16 protein-coding genes are annotated in these 20651 nt (G+C 72.5%); 6 read left to right on the top strand and 10 right to left on the bottom strand.

Annotation, left to right across the window (positions count from 1 at the left end):
- Positions 1-10 precede the first annotated feature (10 nt).
- Positions 11-1834: a translational GTPase TypA gene (typA, locus tag C4T42_RS13830; RefSeq protein ID WP_020093051.1), complete on the bottom strand. Its 1824-nt coding sequence runs from the start codon at positions 1832-1834 to the stop codon at positions 11-13.
- A gap of 362 nt (positions 1835-2196) precedes the next feature.
- On the opposite strand from typA, the gene C4T42_RS13825 reads away from it, so the two are divergent.
- Positions 2197-4857: an ABC transporter ATP-binding protein gene (locus C4T42_RS13825; protein ID WP_020093050.1), complete on the top strand. Its 2661-nt coding sequence runs from the start codon at positions 2197-2199 to the stop codon at positions 4855-4857.
- A gap of 77 nt (positions 4858-4934) precedes the next feature.
- Complete coding sequence (locus C4T42_RS13820) at positions 4935-6371, top strand: cytochrome P450 (protein WP_103985236.1); 1437 nt, start codon at positions 4935-4937, stop codon at positions 6369-6371.
- Here C4T42_RS13820 and C4T42_RS13815 read toward each other — a convergent pair.
- The 5 genes from C4T42_RS13815 to minC (C4T42_RS13795) all read right to left on the bottom strand — a co-directional run bounded on the left by C4T42_RS13815 (position 6361) and on the right by minC (C4T42_RS13795) (position 10203).
- Complete coding sequence (locus C4T42_RS13815) at positions 6361-7245, bottom strand: alpha/beta hydrolase (RefSeq protein WP_103985235.1); 885 nt, start codon at positions 7243-7245, stop codon at positions 6361-6363. The two genes, C4T42_RS13820 and C4T42_RS13815, sit on opposite strands and share 11 nt — an antisense overlap.
- Before the next feature lie 162 nt (positions 7246-7407).
- Entirely contained in the window at positions 7408-7749 is a 342-nt protein-coding gene (gene minE, locus C4T42_RS13810; RefSeq protein WP_020093047.1) for a cell division topological specificity factor MinE, read from the bottom strand.
- Positions 7746-8561, bottom strand: a complete 816-nt coding sequence (gene minD, locus C4T42_RS13805; protein WP_020093046.1) for a septum site-determining protein MinD — start codon at positions 8559-8561, stop codon at positions 7746-7748. The genes minE and minD overlap by 4 nt, the downstream gene beginning before the upstream one ends.
- A 13-nt stretch (positions 8562-8574) precedes the next feature.
- On the bottom strand, positions 8575-9303 hold the full coding sequence (gene minC, locus C4T42_RS13800) for a septum site-determining protein MinC (protein ID WP_020093045.1): 729 nt from the start codon (positions 9301-9303) through the stop codon (positions 8575-8577).
- Positions 9304-9534: 231 nt separating this feature from the next.
- Positions 9535-10203, bottom strand: coding sequence for a septum site-determining protein MinC (gene minC, locus C4T42_RS13795; protein ID WP_042672281.1), 669 nt, complete (start codon positions 10201-10203; stop codon positions 9535-9537).
- A gap of 212 nt (positions 10204-10415) precedes the next feature.
- On the opposite strand from minC (C4T42_RS13795), the gene addA reads away from it, so the two are divergent.
- Both addA and trxA read left to right on the top strand, forming a co-directional pair.
- Entirely contained in the window at positions 10416-13913 is a 3498-nt protein-coding gene (addA, locus tag C4T42_RS13790; protein ID WP_103985234.1) for a double-strand break repair helicase AddA, read from the top strand.
- 222 nt (positions 13914-14135) lie between these two features.
- Positions 14136-14459: a thioredoxin gene (gene trxA, locus C4T42_RS13785; protein WP_010682902.1), complete on the top strand. Its 324-nt coding sequence runs from the start codon at positions 14136-14138 to the stop codon at positions 14457-14459.
- A gap of 124 nt (positions 14460-14583) precedes the next feature.
- On the opposite strand, the gene C4T42_RS13780 is transcribed toward trxA, so the two are convergent.
- The 4 genes from C4T42_RS13780 to trpA form a co-directional block, all read right to left on the bottom strand.
- Positions 14584-15483, bottom strand: a complete 900-nt coding sequence (locus tag C4T42_RS13780; protein WP_091680517.1) for an outer membrane beta-barrel protein — start codon at positions 15481-15483, stop codon at positions 14584-14586.
- Positions 15484-15715: 232 nt separating this feature from the next.
- Positions 15716-17041, bottom strand: a complete 1326-nt coding sequence (locus C4T42_RS13775; RefSeq protein ID WP_103985233.1) for a folylpolyglutamate synthase/dihydrofolate synthase family protein — start codon at positions 17039-17041, stop codon at positions 15716-15718.
- 8 nt (positions 17042-17049) lie between these two features.
- Positions 17050-17946 carry an acetyl-CoA carboxylase, carboxyltransferase subunit beta gene (accD, locus tag C4T42_RS13770; RefSeq protein WP_091680513.1) on the bottom strand — a complete coding sequence of 299 codons (897 nt, stop codon included), beginning with the start codon at positions 17944-17946 and terminating at the stop codon, positions 17050-17052.
- An 80-nt stretch (positions 17947-18026) separates the two neighbouring features.
- On the bottom strand, positions 18027-18866 hold the full coding sequence (gene trpA, locus C4T42_RS13765) for a tryptophan synthase subunit alpha (protein ID WP_103985232.1): 840 nt from the start codon (positions 18864-18866) through the stop codon (positions 18027-18029).
- A 198-nt stretch (positions 18867-19064) separates the two neighbouring features.
- Between trpA and C4T42_RS13760 the strand changes: the two genes are divergently transcribed.
- Both C4T42_RS13760 and C4T42_RS13755 read left to right on the top strand, forming a co-directional pair.
- On the top strand, positions 19065-19730 hold the full coding sequence (locus C4T42_RS13760) for an HAD-IA family hydrolase (RefSeq protein WP_103985231.1): 666 nt from the start codon (positions 19065-19067) through the stop codon (positions 19728-19730).
- Positions 19731-19825: 95 nt separating this feature from the next.
- Complete coding sequence (locus tag C4T42_RS13755; RefSeq protein WP_103985230.1) at positions 19826-20608, top strand: fumarylacetoacetate hydrolase family protein; 783 nt, start codon at positions 19826-19828, stop codon at positions 20606-20608.
- The last annotated feature ends 43 nt before the right edge of the window (positions 20609-20651 follow it).

Genomic DNA, 20651 nt, shown 5'->3' with positions numbered 1-20651 from the left:
GTCGCGCGCCTCAGGCGGCATTCTCCTTCGACCGCTCGGCCCGCTTGCGGTCGTTCGGGTCGAGGATCGCCTTGCGCAGGCGGATCGACTTCGGCGTCACCTCGACGAGCTCGTCGTCCTGGATCCAGGCCAGCGAGCGCTCCAGGGTCATCCGGATCGGCGGGGTGAGGCGCACGGCCTCGTCCTTCGACGTGGTGCGGATGTTGGTGAGCTTCTTGCCCTTGAGCACGTTCACCTCGAGATCGTTCTCGCGGTTGTGCTCGCCGACGATCATGCCCTGGTACACCTTCCAGCCCGGCTCGATCATCATCGGGCCGCGGTCCTCCAGGTTCCACATGGCGTAGGCCACGGCCTCACCCTGGTCGTTGGAGATCAGCACGCCGTTGCGCCGGCCCGGCATCTCGCCCTTGTAGGGCTCGTACGCCTTGAACAGCCGGTTCATGATCGCGGTGCCGCGGGTGTCGGTGAGCAGCTCGCCCTGGTAGCCGATCAGGCCGCGGGTCGGGGCATGGAACACGAGGCGCAGGCGGTTGCCGCCCGACGGCCGCATCTCCAGCATCTCGGCCTTCCGCTCGGACATCTTCTGGACGACGACGCCGGAATGCTCCTCGTCGACGTCGATCACGACCTCCTCGATCGGCTCCAGCAGGCCGCCGGCCTCGTCGCGCTCGTACACGACCCGCGGCCGCGACACGGCGATCTCGAAGCCCTCGCGGCGCATGGTCTCGATCAGGATCGAGAGCTGCAGCTCGCCGCGGCCCGAGACGTAGAAGCTGTCCTTGTCGGCCGCCTCCTCGATCTTGAGCGTGACGTTGCCCTCGGCCTCCTTGAACAGGCGGTCGCGGATCATGCGGCTCGTGACCTTGTCGCCCTCGGTGCCGGCGAGCGGGCTGTCGTTGACGATGAACGACATCGTCACGGTCGGCGGGTCGATCGGCTGCGCCTGGATCGGGGTCTCGACCTGCGGGTCGCAGAAGGTGTCGGCGACGGTGCCCTTGATCAGACCGGCGATCGACACGATGTCGCCCGCCTCGCCGATGTCGATCGGCGCGCGCTCCAGGCCGCGGAAGGCGAGGATCTTCGACACGCGGCCGGTCTCGACGACCTTGCCGTGACGGTCGAGCACCTTGATCTGCTGGTTCGGCTTCACCGAGCCCGCGGCGATCCGGCCGGTGATGATGCGGCCGAGGAACGGGTTGGCCTCGAGCAGGGTGCCGAGCATCCGGAACGGCCCCTCCTCGGTCCGGGCCGGCGGCACGTGCTTGAGCACGAGGTCGAACAGCGGCTCGAGGCCGACCGACGGGTCCGCGTCCGGGCTGTCGGCCATCCAGCCGTTGCGGCCCGACCCGTAGAGGATCGGGAAGTCGAGCTGCTCGTCGGTGGCGTCGAGGGCGGCGAACAGGTCGAACACCTCGTTCACGACCTCGTTGATCCGCGCGTCCGGACGGTCGACCTTGTTGATCGCCACGATCGGGCGCAGGCCGATCTTGAGCGCCTTGCCGACCACGAACTTGGTCTGGGGCATCGGCCCCTCGGCGGCGTCCACCAGCACGATCACGCCGTCGACCATCGACAGGATACGCTCGACTTCACCGCCGAAATCGGCGTGGCCGGGGGTGTCGACGATGTTGACGCGGGTGTCCTTCCAGACGACCGAGGTCGCCTTGGCGAGGATCGTGATGCCACGCTCCTTCTCGAGGTCGTTCGAGTCCATCGCCCGCTCCTCGACCCGCTGATTCTCGCGGAAGGTGCCGGACTGGGCCAGCAGCTTGTCGACGAGGGTCGTCTTGCCGTGGTCGACGTGAGCGATGATGGCGATGTTGCGCAGTTTCATGGCGGCCCGAAACGGGTTGTGCCGGCTCCCTGGCGGCCGCGCGGCGCGGCCGTCCGCGCCGGTTCAGGTACGGAGTCGTGGTGGTTGCGTCGCAATATAAGGACGCGCGCGCTTGGGCAAGGCCGCTGAAGTCATGGGGGCCTCGCGTGACCGGGATTGCTGGGGGAAGATCGGCGTCGGGATCCGGCGCCGAGTGCCCTATATGACGGCGCGATGACACCGCGGCCGGCGGGAATCCGCGCCTATCGGGCTGTATTGGATGAAACCGGATCCCTCGGGTAGCGTATCGACCAGGATCAGGCGTCCGGCTGCGGCGATTCGGCCGTCGGGCCGCCAGGGCGGGCTTTCGTCGGAAGGACACGATGCGCGCGCTTGAGCCGCGGCTGTTCCCGTATATCTGGCGCTACTCCAAGGTCGCGCAGCTCCGGATCTGCGCCGTCGTGCTGGCGTCGCTCCCGTTCTATTTCGCCTCGCTCGACCTGCCGAAGCGCATCGTCAACGACGCGATCACGGGGAAGGCCTACGCGCACGGCAAGGCGACCGCGCCGTTCCTCGAGCTCACCGTCGAGTGGCCCGCCTTCCTGGGCGGCGGCAAGACGCACCTGTTCGAGGGGTTCCAGCTCGACCGGTTCGAGCTGCTGCTCAGCCTGTCGACGCTGTTCCTCAGCCTCGTCCTGATCAACGGCGCGTTCAAGTTCTGGATCAACCTCCAGAAGGGCATTCTCGGCGAGCGGATGCTGCGCCGCCTGCGGTTCCAGCTGTTCTCGCTGATGCTGCGCTTCTCCCCGGAGACGCAGCGGGAGGTGAAATCCTCCGAGACCGCGACGATCATCCGGGACGAGGTCGAGCCGATCGGCTCCTTCATCGGCGACGCGATCGTGGTGCCGGTGTTCCTGGGCACGCAGGCCGCGACGGCGCTGGCCTTCATCATGATGCAGAACATCTGGCTCGGTATCGCGGCCGGCGGCATGGTCGCCGTGCAGATGACCGTGATCCCGCGGCTGCGGCGGGAGATCATCCGTCTCAGCCGCCAGCGCCAGATCGCGTCCCGCGCCCTGGCCGGGCGCGTCGCCGAGGTGCTCGACGGCCTGCAGGCGGTGACGCTGAACGACACCGGCCGCTGGGAACGCGCGGAGATCGGCGGCCGCCTCTACCGGCTCTACGACCTGCGCCTGCGGATCTACCGCCGCAAGTTCGCGGTCAAATATCTCAACAACCTGCTCGCGCAGGTGACACCGTTCCTGTTCTACGCGATCGGCGGCTACTTCGCCCTGAAGGGCCAGCTCGACATCGGCCAGCTCGTGGCGGTCCTGGCCGCCTACCGCGACCTGCCGCCGCCCCTCAAGGAGCTGATCGACTGGGACCAGCAGCGCCTCGACGTCGAGGTCAAGTACGAGACTGTGGCGGCGCATTTCGGCCCGCAGCGCCTCCTGCCGGCCGAGCACGAATCCGAGCGCGCGGCGCCCCGCCTCGGCGGGCCGCTGCGGCTGGAGGGCCTGCAGCTGCGCGATCCGCAGGGCGGCTCCCTGATCGAGGTCGGCGACGCGGAGGTGCGCCTCCCCGGGCAGGTCGCCCTGGTCCCGCCCGGGGCGATCGCGCAGGAATTCGTCCGCGTGCTCGCCGGGCTCCAGTCGCCGCCCGGGGGCACGGTCCGGATCGGCGAGCACGACCTCTCGACGCTGCCGCGCCGCGACCACGCGCGGCGCATCGCCTACGCGGGCGTCCAGCCCGTGCTGTTCCCCGGGACGCTGCGCGACAACGTCCTCTACGGGCTGCGCGTGCACCCGCTGCGCACCAAGAGCCTCGACCTCAGCAAGGCGCGGATCAACGAGGCGGTGAAGACCGGCAACCCCTGCGACAGCGTCGAGGACCCCTGGATCGACTTCAAGCGCCTCGGCGTCCGGGATGCCGACGAGCTCGACGAGCGCCTGCTCGACCTGCTCGGCCGGCTCGACCTCGGCGACGAGCTCTACCGGTTCGGGCTCGGCGCCCTGAGTTCGGTCGCCCACGACACGCCGGTGGGCCAGCGCATGATCGCGGCGCGGGAGCACCTGCGCGAGCATTTCGCCCAGAAGGGTCTCGCCGACCTCGTGATCCCCTTCGCCCGGGGCCACTACAACGAGCAGGCCACCGTCGGGGAGAACCTGCTGTTCGGCGTCCCCCGCGACCCGACGCTGACGGATCCGCGCCGCCTCGCCGGCGTTCCCCTGTTCCGCGACGCGCTGGAGAAGGTGAAGCTCCTCGACGAGCTCGACCGGATGGGCGTCGCCATCGCCAGCAACCTCAAGGACATCTTCGCCGACGTGCCGCCGGGCCACCCGCTGTTCCGGCGGTTCTCGCTGATCACCCCGGACGCGCTGCCCGACTACCTGCGCCGGCTCGCGCGCCTGCCCGAGGACGGGCGGCTGAGCGAGACCGACAGCGTGGCCTTCCTGGCGCTGGCCCTCGCCTATGTCGAGCCGCGGATGCGCTTCGGGCTGCTCGACGAGACCCTGGCCAAGCGCATGGTCGGCGCGCGGGCGGTCGTGCAGGGCTTCATGCACGGCGACGACGGCTGCGACGTCGAATCCTACGACCCGAACCGGATCAACCCGCGCAGCACCGTCCTCGACAACCTGCTGTTCGGCCGCATCGACACGGCGCGGATGCACGGCGAGGCGCTGATCCAGAAGGAGGCCCGCGCGGTGTTCCGGGAGTTCGACCTGGAGCGGCCGATCCAGCGGCGCGGCCTCGAGAAGGAGGTCGGCAACCGCGGGCAGGCGCTCGCCGAGCGCGTGCGGGTGCGGGTCGGCCTCGCGCGGGCGATCCTGCGCGAGCCGGAGATTCTCGTGGTCGACCGGGTGGACGAGCACCTGGAGCGGGGCGTCGACACGCTGCTCGACGTGACCGAGACCGCCCTGCCCCGGGCGAGCCTCGTGGCGAGCCTGTCGCCGGAATCCGACCCGGCCCGGTTCCCCGCGCGCCTGCCGATCCAGAGTGCCGACCGGAGTGCCGAAGCGCGCCTGCGCGCGGCGGCGGAATGACGTAAGCGTGACCGGTCCGCGCGGGGCGCGGCCGGCGGTTTACAGGGCTGCCCGTCTCCGGCACAGGATGGCACCCCATGCCAACATTCTCGGACGCCACCGCGACCCCGGACCGGACGATCCCGAGCCTCGCCGGGACGCCGCGCGTGGTGCCGCCGCACCGCGCCCCGCCCGAGCGCGAGCTGCCGCTGCCCGCCTACCTGCGGTCGATCCGCGACAACGCGCTCGCGGGCTTCCCCCGGCGCGCCTTCGAGGAGCCGGTCACCCGCCGGGGCCTGCTCGGGCGGTCGAGCTTCGTGCTGAACGACCCCGAGGCGATCCGCCGGGTGCTCGTCGAGAATCAGGCGAACTACGCGCGCACCACCGGGACGACCCGCATCCTGCGCCCGATCCTCGGCGACGGGCTCCTGATCAGCGAGGGCTCGGCGTGGCGGCACCAGCGACGCACCCTGGCGCCGGCCTTCACTCCGCGGGCGATTGACGGCCTCGTGCCCCACATCGCCGCCGCCGTGACCGACGGGATGGAGCGCATCGCCGCCGAGGCCGCGGCGGGGCCGGTCGACCTGTTCACGTCCTTCTATCGGCTCGCCCTCGAGATCGCCGGGCGCGCCATGTTCTCGGTGGGGATGGACCAGCACGGCGCCGAGCTGCGCCAGTTCATCGCCGAGTACGCCGAGCGGATGGGGCGGCCGCACCTCCTCGACATCGTCACCCCCCCGGGCTGGCCGGTGCCCCTCGACTGGTCGCGCCGCCGGTTCCGGCGCCGGTGGATCCCGTTCCTCGACCGGATCATCGCGGCGCGCCGGGCGGTCGAGGGGGACAGGTCCCGCTCGGGCGATTTGCTCGACCTGCTCGCGGCCGCGCGCAATCCCGATACCGGCGCCGCCTTCACGCCCGACGAGCTGCGCGACCAGGTCGCCACCATGATCCTGGCGGGCCACGAGACCACGGCCGGCACGCTGTTCTGGGCGGCCTACCTGCTGGCCCTCGCCCCGGAGGTGCAGGAGCGGGTCGCCGCCGAGGCGCGGGCCGCCGACCTCGCCGACCCCACCGGCTGCCAGAGCGACGGGCGGCTGCCGCTCACCCGCGCGGTGATCGACGAGACCCTGCGCCTGTACCCGGCGGCCTTCGTGGTCGTCCGGCGGGCGCTGGGCCCGGACACAGTGGCGGGCCACGCGGTCAAGGCGAGCGACATCGTCATGGTGAGCCCCTGGGTGCTCCACCGCCACCGGTCGCTCTGGCCGGACCCGGACGCGTTCGATCCGGGCCGCTTCCTGCCCGGCGCCCAGGCCCCGCGGCGCTTCGCCTACCTGCCCTTCGGGGCCGGCCCGCGGGTCTGCATCGGCGCGCAATTCGCCCTGAGCGAGGCCGTCCTCTCCCTGGCGCGGGTGCTCCAGCGGTTCCGGCTGGTGCTCGACGAGCGCGAGCCGGTGCTGCCCCAGGCGGTCGTGACGACCCAGCCCGATCGCCCCGCGCGCTTCCGGCTGATCCCCCGCGCGCCGGTCAGCCCCTGATCCCGGTGATCGTCGCCGAGATCGCCCGGGGGTCGCGCATCGGCCAGCGGCCACTCTCCACCTGCGCCAGGAAGTCGTCCAGCAGGCGGTTGTAGGCGTCGGGCTCCTCGACCGAGAGGGCGTGGCCGGTATTGGGCAGCACGGCGAGGGCGGCGGAGGGGATGACCCGCTTGAGCATCAGGCTCGGGGTGAGGCAGGGCCAGTCCTCGTCGCCGGCGACGATCAGGGTCGGGACGGTCATGCGCCCCAGCTCGTCCGTGAGATCGTAGAGCGACGGCCGCCCCTTCTGCACGCCGGCCTGGGTGTTGGCCGAGCCGAGGGCCGAATGCTCGGCGAGCATCCGCCTGAACTCGGCGTGCCCGCGCGGGTCCTTGGTCTCGAACTGCACCCGCGTCGGCCCGACGGCGTAGCGCTCCGCGAAGGCCGCCATGCCGTCGCGGAGGAGCATCGCGGCGGTGGCGTCCGCCTCGGCGCGGAACAGCGCCTGCCGCTCCGGCTCCGCGCCGTAGCCGCAGCCGCCGAGGCACAGCGACAGCGCGCGGTCGGGGTGCCGCAGGCCGAAATGCAGGGTCGCGAAGGCACCCATGGAGATGCCGGCGACGTGGGCCTTCGGCGCGCCGAGATGGTCGAGGACGGCCAGGATGTCGTCGGCCGCGCGCGCCTGCGCGTAGGCCGAGACGGCCTCCGGAACGTCGGAGGGCGGGTAGCCCCGGGCGTTGAACGCGACCGCGCGGTAGCGCCGGCCGAAATGGCGCAGCTGCGCCTCGTAGCTGCGGTGATCGCCGGCGAACTCGTGGACGAAGATCAGCGGCGTCCCCTGGCCGCTCTCCTCGTAGTGGAGCCGTATCCCGTCGTCCGTCGTGGCGCTCGGCATGGCGATCCTCTCATCGGCCTCCCCCGGGTTTCCGAGATGGCGCGACGGGGCGCCCGGTCGAGAGTCGGGACCGGAGTTCGTGGAAGGAACGACGAAGCCGCACCCGGCGGACCGGGCGCGGCGCGTGGATCTCCGTGCCGGCGGGGACGCTCCCCGCCCGGCTCAAGCGGCCTTCTTGGAGGAGGCCGGCTTGACGGCCCCCTTCTTGGCGGCGACCTCGGCGAGCTTCGCGGCCAGCTTGGCGTCGAGCTTGCCCGAGGCACCGAGCGGCAGCTCGATGTCGAGGCCGAGGGTCGAGACACCCTCGCCGCGCTCCAGGGTGACCTTCACCTTGTCGGGCTCCACCGCGACGTGGTTGGCGATCACCGCCAGGATCTCCTCCCGGAGCTGGATCACGAGGTCGGGGCGACCCGACTCCGCGCGCTCGTGGGCGAGGATCAGCTGCAGGCGGTCGCGGGCGACCGCGCCGGAGCTGCGCTTCTGGAACAGTCCCAGGATGCTCACGCCGCCCTCCGCATGAACAGCTTGTCGAGGAAGGACTTGCGCTCGACCGGCAGGCTCATCGGCACGGACTCGCCCTTGAGCCGGCGGGCCGCGTCGGCATAGGCCCGCGCCGGGGCGCAGAGCGGGTTGTTCAGCGTCACCGGGCAGCCGAGGTTCGAGGCGCGCAGCACCTCCTGGCTCTCCGGGATGATCGCGAGCAGCGGGATCGACAGGATGTCGAGCACGTCCTCGGTCTTGAGCATGTCGCCGCGGTCGGCCCGCATCGGGTCGTAGCGGGTGAGGATCAGGTGCTTCTCGATGTCCTCGCCCTTCTCTGCCTTGGCGGTCTTGGAATCGAGGAGGCCGATGATCCGGTCGGAGTCGCGCACCGAGGAGACCTCGGGGTTGGTCACGACCACCGCCACGTCGGCGTGGTGCATGGCGAGCTGGGCGCCGCGCTCGATGCCGGCGGGGGAATCGCAGATCACCCAGTCGAACTTCGCGCGCAGCTCGTCCATCACCCGGGCCACGCCCTCATCGGTGAGCGCGTCCTTGTCGCGGGTCTGCGAGGCCGGCAGCAGGTGCAGGGTCTCGAGCCGCTTGTCCTTGATCAGCGCCTGCGGGAGCTTGGCGTCGCCGTTGACCACGTTGATGAGGTCGTAGACGACCCGGCGCTCGGCGCCCATGACGAGGTCGAGGTTGCGCAGGCCGACGTCGAAGTCGACGACGCACACGCTCTGCCCGCCCTGGGCCAGGGCCGCTCCGAGGGCCGCGGTCGTCGTCGTCTTGCCGACGCCGCCCTTGCCCGATGTGACGACGAGAACCTTTGCCACGCGTCGATCTCCCTTAATCCAGGCTTGCCATTCGGATGTTGCCGCCATCGAGCCAGACCTGGGCGGCCTTGCCGCGCAGGGCCGTGCCCATGTCCTCCGCCGTCCGCACGAGGCGGTCGATCCCCAGCAACTCGGGTTCGAATTTGCGGCAGTAGATTCGTGCGCGCGGGTTGCGCGCGGCTCCGGCGATCGCGCGACCGCGCAGGGCGCCGTAGACGTGGATCGAGCCGCCGGCCAGGATCTCGGCCCCGGAGGAGACGGACCCCATCACGGTCACGTCGCCGGTCGGGTTGATGACGCTCTGTCCGGAGCGGACCGAGCCCTCGACGGTGATCGAGGTGACCACCTGCGGCTCCGGCTCGGCCGGGACGCTCGGGATCTCGATCGTCTCGGACGGGTGCCCCTTGACCAGCAGCGGCGGCAGGCCGTCCACCACCGCGTCGGCCCCCTCGATGCCCAGGACCGCGATGCCGCGGGCCTTGAGCTCGTTCATGAGCGTCTCGAGCGCGTCCGGCTCGGGCTTGAGCTGGGCGCAGTCCAGGATGACGGCCCGGCCTTTCAGCAGGGTCGGCGAGCGCTTGAGCGCCGCGTCGAGGCCCGCGAGCCACTCGGGGAGCGGCGGCTCGGGGGAGAGGGCCAGGGCCTTGAAGGCCCGCCCGCGCAGGCTGAGCGGCCGGGGCGCGGAAGGAGCCGCCGCTGTGGCGGTCTCCGGGTCGATCGGCTCGGGGAGGGTGTCGCTCATGTCCGCCCGTTAAGAGTCCTTACCGGACCATTGACGGCGGGTATGGTTACCGAAGGGTTAAGTTTCTGATCCGGTCGGCAAATTCTGCCGGGATCCTTGTATCGGGGCAGCGGAGGATGGTCTCACGCCCTCGGGCGCGCGTCGCGGGGGGCTCGGCCCCGGTCTCCGTGGGTTCTGCGCGGGCTGAAAGGCCGTTAACCGACGGCCTGAACGCCGGAGCTGCGAAGCCTCTCAACCTCGCTCGAACAGGTTCAGCTTGATCGCGTCCTCCAGCAGCCGCACCTCCACGGCCTGCCCCCGGAAGGCCGGGTCGAGGTCGTCGGCGGCGCGGTAGAGACCGTCGATCGCGACCAGCTCCGGCTCGAACCGCCGGCACCAGATCCGCGCCGTCGGGTTGCCGGCCGCGCCCGCGATCGCGCGGCCGCGCAGGGCGCCGTAGACGTGGATCGAGCCGCCCGCGATGACCTCGGCGCCCGACGCCACGGCGCCCAGCACCGTGACGTCGCCCTCGAGGTGCAGCACGGTCTGGCCGGAGCGCACGGGCGCGTCGAGGATCAGCGACCGCACCGTCTCCCGGGCCTGCGGCTCGGCCGGCGCGGGCGCGTCCGCAGCCGACTCGTCCGGGGCGGCGACCTCCCCCGCGGGCCGTCCGCCCGACAGGGCCGGCGGGGTCGCGGAATCCAGGAGCGACGGCGCCGCGCCCTCGATCCCCAGGATCGGGATGTTGCGGGCGGCCAGCTCGGCGAGCAGACCGTCGAGATCCTCGCGGTTGAGCTGCAATCCGGACAGGTCGAGGATCACCGGCCGGCCGGCGAAGAAGTTCGGGGCACGGCGGTTGAGGGCGTCGAGGTCGCCGAACCAGTCGGCGACCGGGGGGATCGGCGCCAGGACGGTGGCCATGAAGGAGCGGCCGCGGAAGCGGATCGGCGGGCGCGCCGGCTCGGATGTCGGCTGGGTCACGGGCGTGTTCGGTGTGCGCGGAAGGGATCGTCTGCATCCATGGGACGGCGCCGCGCCCGGGGCAATCCCGCGAGGGCCGGTGTGACGCCTTGGCGGGCCCGCGGGCGCGTTTCTGTTGTAGAGAGTGCCGGCAGCCGAGCCGGACCGGACCGTTGAGCAGCGCCACCCCGCACGCCCCCGCCCCCTTCGTCGTCGACGACCTGACCCGCGCCAACCAGCGTCGGGCGGCCGACCCGCGCGCCTCCGCCTGGGTCTCGGCCAATGCCGGCGCGGGCAAGACCAAGGTCCTCACCGACCGGGTGGTCCGGCTGCTCCTCGACGAGGCGCCGCCCGGCCGGATCCTGTGCCTGACCTTCACCAAGGCCGCCGCGGCCAACATGGCGATCCGCGTCTTCCGGCTGCTCGGCCGCTGGGTCACGCTGGACGACGAGACCCTCGCCGCCGAACTCGCCGAGCTCACCGGCGAGCGCGCCGGGCCCGAGCGCCTGCGGCTGGCGCGCCGCCTCTTCGCCCGGGCGGTCGAGACGCCGGGCGGCCTCAAGATCGAGACGCTGCACGCCCTGTGCGAGCGGCTGCTCCACATGTTCCCCTTCGAGGCGAACGTGCCGGCCCGCTTCGTGGTGCTCGACGAGGCCAAGGCCCGGGAACTGTTCGACATCGAGATGGCCAACGTCCTGGCCGACGCCGTCGCGAACGGCGACACGCCGCTCAGCGCGGCCCTCGCGCGGGTCACGCCGGAAGCCACGGGCGACACCCTGCGGGCGGCGATCCGGGCGGCCATGCGAGCGCGGAGCTTCATCGGCGACGCCGCCGGCCTGGAGCGGGCCTTCGGGCGGCTGCACGGGGCGCTGGGGCTGGCGGCCGAGGAATCCGCCGAGCGGATCGAGGCCGCGATCCTCGAGGGCGGTCCCGATTGCCGCCCGGAGGAGCGCGCCGCGCTGGTCGCGGCGCTGCGCACCGGCAAGGCCAACGACGAGAAGCTCGCCGACGCGCTCGAAGCCGCCGAGGCCGAGCGGCTCCGCTCCGCGGACCTTCCCGACCGGGCCGAGGCGCTCGCGCTCTACCGCGCGGTCTTCTTCACCCAGAAGGACGAGCCCAAGGCCGACAGCAGCCTCGGGACCAAGGGCGTGCCGGCCGGCGTCAAGGCGTCGCTGCTCGCCGAGCGGGACCGGTTGGAGCCCCTGTTCGACCGCCTGCGCGCCGCCCGGGCCCATGCCCGCACGCAGGCGCTGTTCCAGATCGCGGCCGAGATCCACCGCCGCGTCGAGGCGCAGAAGGCGCGCCTCGGCGCCCTCGACTTCGACGACCTGATCCACAAGGCGCTGGACCTGCTCGGCCGCGTCGGCGCCGGCTGGGTCCTGTACAAGCTCGACCGCGGCATCGACCACGTCCTCGTCGACGAGGCGCAGGACACGAACCCGGAGCAGTGGGCGATCCTGCGGGCGATCACGCAGGAATTCGCCGCCGGCGAGGGCGCGCGGTCCGGCAGCCGCACGCGCTTCGCGGTGGGCGACCCCAAGCAGTCGATCTACGGCTTCCAGGGCGCGGAGCCGCGGGAATTCGCCCTGACCCGCGCGTCCTGGATCGCGGAATCGCGCTCGGCCGGACTGACCTTCGAGGACGTGCCGCTCACCCTGTCGTTCCGCTCGACCGGCCTCGTCCTGCGCGCCGTCGACGCGGTCTTCGCCCTCGACGCCCACAACGAGGGCCTGTCGTTCGAGGACACGGTCCGCACGACCGTGCACGCCAGCGCCCGGCCGGGCGCGCCCGGCGCCGTCGAGCTGTGGCCGATCGCCGAGCCTGAGCCGGCCGCGGAGCCCGATGCCTGGACCGCCCCCGTGGACGCGCCCGAGACCAGCGCTCCCGCGATCGTCACCGCCCGGCGGGTGGCGCAGGCGGTGCGCGCCTGGACCACCGCGGGGGACGCGACCGGCCGGATCTGGCGCCCCGGGGACGTCCTGATCCTGGTCCGGAAGCGCGGGCCGGCCTTCGAGGAGGTGATCCGCGCCCTGAAGGGGCTCGGCGTCCCGGTCGCCGGGCAGGACCGGCTCGAGGTCTCCGCCCACATCGCGGTGGCCGACCTGGTCGCCGCCGGCCGGGCGGGCCTCCTGCCGGCCGACGACCTGACCCTCGCCACCGCCCTCAAGACGCCGCTCGTCGGCCTCACCGACGACGACCTCGTGCGGATCGCCGCCCGCCGCGACCTCGCCGAGACCCTGGAGGATGCCCTGCACCGCCACGCCGCGGCGGGCGACGCGGCCGCGCGGCGCGGGCTCGAGGCCCTGTCGGGCTGGATCGCCCTGGCGGGGCTCCACGGCCCGTTCGGCTTCTACGCCCGGCTCCTCGGGCCGCAGGGCGGCCGGGCCAAGCTGGTCGCCCGCCTCGGCGGCGAGGCCGGGGACGCGATCGACGTGTTCCTCGCCGCCGCCGCCCAGGCCGAGACCGGCGAGGACGCCCCGTCGCTGGGCGGCTTCCTCGCCCGCTACGTCGGGGCCGAGGCCGGCCACACGGTCAAGCGCGACCTCGAATCGGGCCGCGACGAGGTCCGGGTCATGACGGTCCACGGCGCCAAGGGCCTGGAGGCGCCGGTCGTGGTGATCCTCGACGGGTGCGAGCCCCTCGGCCGCAACGACCCGCCCCTCCTGCCGCTCCCGGCGACGGAGATCGCCCTGCCGCCGGTCTGGTCGGGCGGGCGGACGCAGGACTGCGCCGCCACCGACGCGGCGCGGGCGGCCCTGCTCGCCAAGGCCCGGCAGGAGCACAACCGCCTGCTCTACGTCGCCATGACCCGCGCGGCCGACCGGCTGATCGTCGCGCCCTTCCGCGGCCACGAGCGCGAGACCGAGGCGGCGTGGTGCCGGATGATCCAGGCCGGCCTGGAGGCGGCACTCGGCGCCGGCCGGGCGCTGGAACTCCCCTACGGGCCCGCGACTCTCTGGCAGGACGGCGCCCCGCCGGATTCCGCCCCCGCCGCGGGTGCCGCGTCGGCCGGAGCGGAGGCCGGGCCGGAGCCCGACTGGCTGCGCGGCCCGGTGCCGCCGGAACCGACCTCCGAGGCCCTGAACCCCTCCGGCGCCCTGCAGGCGGCGGACGGAACGCGCGTGCCGCCGCCGCGCCTCGCCGACGCGCAGGCCCGGCGCCGCGGGATCCTGACCCACGCCCTGCTGCAGCACCTGCCCCGGGTCGAGCCGGACCGCCGGGAGACGGCGGGGCGCGCCTTCGTGCAGGCCCGGGCGCCCGGTCTGCCGCGCGCGGCCGCCCCCGCGATCGTCCGGTCGGTCCTCCGGATCATCGACGCCCCCGACCTCGCGCCGCTCTTCGCCCGGGACGCCCGCGCGGAGGTGGCGCTGTCGGGGCGTGTCCGTGCCGGCGGGACAGAGAGGGTGGTCCAGGGGCGCGTCGACCGCCTCGCCGTGACGGCGGACATGGTGCACCTCGCCGACTTCAAGACCGGGCGCCCGCCCGAGCCCGGCGCGCCGCTGCCCGCCGCGGAGGCCGGCCAGATCGCCCTCTACGCGCGACTCCTCGCGCAGATCTACCCGGGCCGGACGATCCGGCCGATTCTCGTCTGGACCTCGGGGCCGGTGATCCGCGCCCTCGATTCCGACGACGTCACGACGGCCCTGGACCGGATCGGCATCGAGGCGTGACCCGTGCCCCCGGGCGCGTGCCCGGGGGCTGTCCGCATGCGCCAGCGCACGTCGCGGCGCGCCGATTCACCCAGAGAGCCGTGCGTCCCGGGCACCCCCGCCCTCCCCCGGAGACCGGACTTCTTGACCGGGCGCCGGGCCGTCGCCAATTCTGACCGGACCGCGCGGGCCTCTGCCCGTTCGACGCCGCCCGACGGGCGGCGGATTCCGAAAGGTGACGTTATGGCGACGGTGAAAGTAACCGACGCGAGCTTCGAGCAGGACGTTCTCAAGTCCGCCGAGCCCGTCGTGGTGGATTTCTGGGCGGAGTGGTGCGGCCCCTGCCGTCAGATCGGCCCGGCCCTCGAGGAGATCGCGACCGACCTGCAGGGCAAGGTGAAGATCGCCAAGGTCAACGTCGACGAGAACCCGCAGATCGCCGCCCAGTACGGCATCCGCTCGATCCCGACGCTGCTGCTCTTCAAGAACGGCGAGCGCGTGGACCAGAAGGTCGGCGCCGCACCGAAGGGCGACCTGTCGCGCTGGATCGGCGCCCAGACCGCCTGACCCGCCGTCACGGCTCCGAACGACAAAAAGAAAGCCCGGCCGCGAGGCCGGGCTTTCTCGGTTTCGAGCCCAAGTTTTTTTGTTTCGGGATCCCGATGCGTTGCCCGGGATCCCGTATTCCGTCTCAGTACGAGCCGAACTTGTAGTTCAGGCCGGCGCGGACGACGGCGAAGGCGTTCTCGTTCCGGCTGGCGCCGGCGAGCGAGTACACCGGCACGAGGCCGACCGGGGAGATCGCGGCGCCGACCAGCGGCGCCTGGGCGCGGCCGTTGTTGTTGTCGAGGTTCACGTACAGACCTTCGACCTTCAGCGTGACGGCCGAGGAGCGGAAGAAGTTCAGGAACGAGTCGGTGGGCAGGGCGTACTCGACACCGCCGCCGACCGTCCAGCCGGTCTTGAAGTCGTTCCGGCGGCCGGCGAAGTTCTGCAGGCCGACGCGAGCGCCGTCATCCGTGCCGGTGGCGTAGGCGAAACCGCCGGTGGCGTACACGAGGGTCCGGTCGAAGGCCCAGCCCAGACGACCGCGGACGGTGCCGAAGAAGTCGATGGTGTTGAGCGTGCCATTGACCGGGATGAAGCCCGGGTTGATCGCCACGGCGTTGGTGGCGAAGCGGGCGCGACGGCCGAAGTCGAGGTACTGGGCGTCAGCCTCGAAACCGATCACGGCGCCGGAGCCCGGGGTCAGCTGCCAGTTGTAGCCGACCTGGCCACCGCCCGAGAAACCTTCGCGGCTGTCGTTGCTGTAGACCAGCGACGAGCCGTTCGGCAGCAGGGCCTGGTAGGGGACGAGACCGCCCGGAACCAGAGCGACCGGGTTGCCGGGCGTCTGGACGAAGCCGCGGGTGGAGTTGCTGCTGGCGTCGAACGCGTAGCCGGCGTTGATACCGAAGTAGGCGCCGGTCCAGGTGAACACCGGAACGGGGGTGAACACCGGCGGCGGCGCGGCGCGGCGCGGCAGGTCGGCGGCCGAAGCGGCAGCCGTGAGCGCGGTGAACGCCGCGAGAGAGGTGAGAAGCTTCTTCATTACTGTGATCCCCAGCATAAGCCCGATCGAGGCTGAAACTATGCGATCGGGCCCCGCGAGGATGTAGCTTAGCTGCCACAGCGGGAGGAAAGCGTGGCCGTGGACGGGTGTCCGTCCGGGCGATTGCGGCGATTCGACGGATTTTCGAATGCAGAATCCGGATTTCGCAGGTCTCCGGTTCCCGGCCACTTGATACAGCGGCCGCGCGCGGCGCTCCCAGACTGGAGACGACTCAGACCGGCGGCGTGTCGTTGGCGGCGAGAACCATGCCGGCCAAGTAGAGCGACCCGCAGATCAGGATTCGCGGCGGGCGCTCGAAGGCGATGTCCCGCACGAGGGCGAGGGCCGCCTCGATGCTCGGCGCCGCGTAGGTCTTGAGGCCGACATCCTCGCCGATCCGGGCGACCTCCTCGGCCGGGCGCGCGGCCATGGTCCCGGTGATCGGGACGGCCACCAGGGCCCGGGCCAGGCCCACGAAGTTGCGCAGGAACCCGTCGGCGTCCTTCGTGCCGAGCAGGCCGACCACGAGGACGAGCGGCACGTCGCTCTTCTCGCCGAGATCCGCCATGGCGGCCGCGAGGATCCGGCCGCCGTCGATGTTGTGGCCGCCGTCGAGCCACAGCTCGGTGCCGGGATCGAGCTGGGCAGCCAGCCGGCCGCGGCCGAGGCGCTGCAGCCGGCCCGGCCACTCGACCTCGGTCAGGCCCCGCTCCAGGGCCGCGATCCCGATGTCGCCGAACCCCGCGGCGCGCAGCGCGGTGATCGCGGTTCCGGCGTTGACCAGCTGGTGGCGCCCGGCGAGGCGCGGCCGCGGGAGGTCGAACAGGTCGGTCTCGTCCTGGTAGACGAGCCGGCCGCGCTCCTCGTGCACGGAGAAGTCCTGGTTGCCCACCAGCACGGGCCCGGCCCCGACGGCTTCCGCGCGCCGGCAGAGGACGGCGTCGGCCTCGGCGTAGTCCTGGGCGGCGATCACCGCCGGGCAGCCGCGCTTGAAGATCCCGGCCTTCTCGGTCGCGACCGACTCGACCGTGTCGCCGAGATACTCGGCATGGTCGCGGCCGATCGGCGTCACCACCGCGCAGGCCGGCCGGTCGATGACGTTGGTGGCGTCGAGCCGGCCCCCGAGGCCGACCTCCAGGAGCAGCACGTCGGCCGGGCTCTCCGCGAAGAGCACGAATGCCGCGGCCGTGGTGATCTCGAACATCGTGATCGGCTCGCCGGCATTGGCGCTCTCGCAGCGCGCGAACGCGTCGGCCAAGCGGTCCTCGTCCACGAAGTGCCCGCCGCCGATCCCGCCGATGCGCATCCGCTCGTGGAAGCGGACGAGGTGCGGGGAGGTGTAGACGTGGGCGGCCAGGCCCCCGGCCTCCAGGATCGACCGCATGAACGCGATAGTCGAGCCCTTGCCGTTGGTGCCGGCCACGTGGATCACGGGCGGCAGGCGGCGCTCGGGATGGTTGAGCCGCGCGAGCAGCCGCTCGATGCGCCCGAGCGACAGGTCGATGGTGCGGGGGTGGAGCGCCAGGAAGCGCGCCATCAGGGCGTCGGACGAGGCCATCGCCGGGCTCAGGCCGCCTCGGAGGCCGCGGCCGGCGCGCCGGCCTGGGCCGCGTTGGTCAGGAGGCTGCAGAGACGCGTGATCGTCTCCTTGAGCTGGTGCCGGTGGACCACCTGATCGACCATGCCGTGCTCGCGCAGGTACTCCGCCCGCTGGAAGCCGTCGGGCAGCTTCTCGCGGATCGTCTGCTCGATCACCCGCGGTCCCGCGAAGCAGATCAGCGCGCCGGGCTCGGCGAGGTGGACGTCGCCCAGCATCGCGTAGGAGGCGGTGACGCCGCCCGTGGTCGGGTTCGTCAGCACCACGATGTAGGGGAGCCGGGCCGCGTTGAGCCGGCGCACCGCCACGGTGGTCCGCGGCATCTGCATCAGCGACAGGATCCCCTCCTGCATGCGCGCGCCGCCGGAGGCCGCGAACAGCACGTACGGCGTGCGCTTCTCCAGCGCCGTCTCGGCGCCGCGCACGAAGGCCTCGCCCGCCGCCATGCCGAGCGACCCGGCCATGAAGCCGAACTCCTGCGCGGCCAGCGTCATCGGCAGGCCGCCGACCCGGCCGAAGCCGATCTTGAACGCGTCCTGCAGGCCGGTCTTGGCCCGGGCCTCCTTGAGCCGGTCGACGTAGCGCTTCTCGTCGCGGAACTTCAGCGGGTCGGGCGTGACCTCGGGCAGGGCCACGTCGATCCACGTGCCCTCGTCGAACATCATCTTCAGGCGGGCCTGGGCCCCCATCTTCAGGTGATGCTCGGAGCCGGGAATGACCCAGTGATTGGCCTCCACCTCCTTGTGGAACACCATCTGCCCCGTGTCCGGGCACTTGACCCAGAGGTTCTCGGGCGTCTCGCGCTTGAACAAGGTCTTGATCCGGGGGCGCACCACCTCCGAGATCCAGTTCATCGGTTCGACCATCGACTTGCGTCCGTCCGCTTCAAGCCCGCGCAGATATCAGGTGCGGCGCGCTCCGCCGCCAGGGGTGCCGGGTCCGCCCGTCAGGCGGCCCGCCCGACGCCCGCCGACCGCACGCCCGCGGCGAGTTCGCGCACCAGCTCCGTCACGGCCTCGACGCTTCCGCCCTGCGCCCGGCCCTCGCCGTCGAGGGAGCGCACCAGGGCGTCCACGAGCGCGGAGCCGACCACGACGCCGTCGGCACCCTCGGCGATCGCCGCCGCATGGGCGCCGGTCTTGACGCCGAACCCCACCACAACGGGCAGCTCGGTGTGGCGGCGGATGCGGGCGACCGCCTCGGAGACCTTGCCGAAATCCGGGGTCGCCGTCCCGGTGATGCCGGTGATCGACACGTAGTAGACGAAGCCCGCCGTGTTCGCGAGGACGGCCGGCAGGCGCCGCTCGTCGGTGGTGGGCGTGGCGAGGCGGATGAAGGCGAGGCCCTTGCCGAGGGCCGGCAGGCACAGCTCGGAATCCTCCTCGGGGGGGAGGTCGACGACGATCAACCCGTCGACGCCGGCCGCCAGCGCGTCGTCGAGGAAGCGGTCGACGCCGTAGGTGTGGATCGGGTTGTAGTACCCCATCAGCACGACGGGCGTGGTGTCGTTGCCGGCGCGGAAGCGGCGCACGAGGTCGAGGGTGCCCGACACCGTCTGGCCCGCCTTGAGCGCCCGCAGGCCGGCCGCCTGGATCGCCGGGCCGTCCGCCATCGGGTCGGTGAACGGCAGGCCGAATTCCAGGATGTCGGCGCCGGCGCCCGGCAGCGCCTTCAGGACCTCGAGCGAGGTCGCGGGATCGGGATCGCCGGACATCACGTAGGTGACGAGGACGGACCGGTTCTCCGCGCGGGCGCGGGCGAAGGTGGCGTCGATGCGGCTCGGCATGGTCGGTCGATATTCGCTTCTGCAGGGCCGCCGACGGCCCGGGATTGCCCCCGCGCTACACCAAAGGCACCGGCCCGTGAAGCGGGCGGGGCTGCCGCGACCGCGGGCGAAAGCGTCCCGGAGGCCCGGCCGCCCGCGAGACGCGGCCATGCGCGCAGGCCGGTTGCCGGGACGGCGGCGCCGGCCTAGCCCTCGCCCATGCCCGAGTCAGCCCTCCCGTCGCGCCCCCTGGCGGCGCTCCTGTTCGACATGGACGGGACGATCATCAGCTCGATCGCCTCCGCGGAGCGGATCTGGTCGCGCTGGGCCGAGGCGCACGGCCTCGACGCGGCCTCCTTCCTGCCGACGATCCACGGCGTGCAATCGGTCGAGACCATCCGGCGGCTGAACCTGCCGGGCGTCGATCCCGTGGCCGAGGCCGCCGCGATCACCGAGGCCGAGATGGCGGACGTCGACGACATCGTGGCGATCCCGGGGGTGCGGGCCTTCCTGGAGGCGCTGCCGCGCCACCGCTGGGCGATCGTCACCTCGGCGCCCCGGCGGCTGGCGGAGCGCCGCCTCGCGGCGGCCGGCATGCCGGTCCCCGACCTGCTGGTGGCCGCCGAGGACGTGGAGCGGGGCAAGCCGGCGCCGGACTGCTTCCTGCTGGCGGCCGAGCGCCTCGGCGTCGCGGCGCCGGACTGCCTCGTGTTCGAGGACGCCCCGGCCGGCATCCGGGCGGCCGAGGCCGCGGATGCGGCCGTCGTGGTCGTCACCGCGACCCATCACGAGCCGGTGAGGACCAATCATCCGACGATCGCCGACTACACCGGGCTGCGCGTCGCGGCGGCGCCGGAGGGTATCCGGGTGACACGGACCGCCTGAGCCTCTCCATCCCGGCCGCGGATCCGCTGGCGGCCGGCCCCGCCCGGTCGTATCGCCCGCCTGCGCCGCGCGGATCGCGGTGAAGGGACACGGCCATGGTGACGATCAGTCGACGCCGCGCGCTCGGGGCGGTCGCCGCCGGCGCCGCCGCGGGCCTCGGCCCCGCCGCGGCCGCCGAGGCGCAGCCGGCCCCGCTGTTCCCGCTGCCGCAGGCCACCATCCCGATCCTGGGCGAGGCGCAGGTCTTCCCGGTCCGCCGGATCTACTGCATCGGCCGGAACTACGCGGCCCACGCCCGCGAGATGGGCTCCGACCCGTCGCGCGAGCCGCCCTTCTTCTTCCAGAAGCCGGCGGATGCCGTGCAGGTCGTCGCGGGCGGCGTCGCCGACCATCCCTACCCGTCGCTGACCCAGAACTACCACCACGAGATCGAGCTCGTCGCCGTGCTGAAGTCGGGCGGGCGCGACATCCCGGCCGCGCAGGCGCTCGACCACGTCTACGGCTACGCCACCGGCCTCGACATGACCCGCCGGGACCTCCAGCGCGGCATGGGCAACCAGAAGAAGCCCTGGGAGATCGGCAAGAGCTTCGACCAGTCCGCGCCGATCACGCCGATCCTGCCCGTCGCCCGCGTCGGGCATCCGACGCGCGGCCGCATCCGGCTCGCCGTGAACGGCACCGTGCGGCAGGACGCCGACCTGTCGGACATGATCTGGTCGGTCGCCGAGCAGATCGCCGAGCTGTCGCGGGCCTTCGAGCTGAAGGCGGGCGACATCGTCTTCTCGGGAACGCCCGAGAATGTCGGGCCGGTCGTCCGCGGGGACGTGCTCGCCGGCTCGATCGAGGGCCTGCCGGACCTGTCGATCCGCATCGTGTGATCGCGCGTCGTGTGATCCCCCGCGGAGATCCGGTCGCGGTGGG

The sequence above is a fragment of the Methylobacterium sp. 190mf genome (assembly GCF_900107945.1).
GTDB lineage: Bacteria > Pseudomonadota > Alphaproteobacteria > Rhizobiales > Beijerinckiaceae > Methylobacterium.
This window is presented reverse-complemented; position numbering and strand designations above follow the sequence as displayed.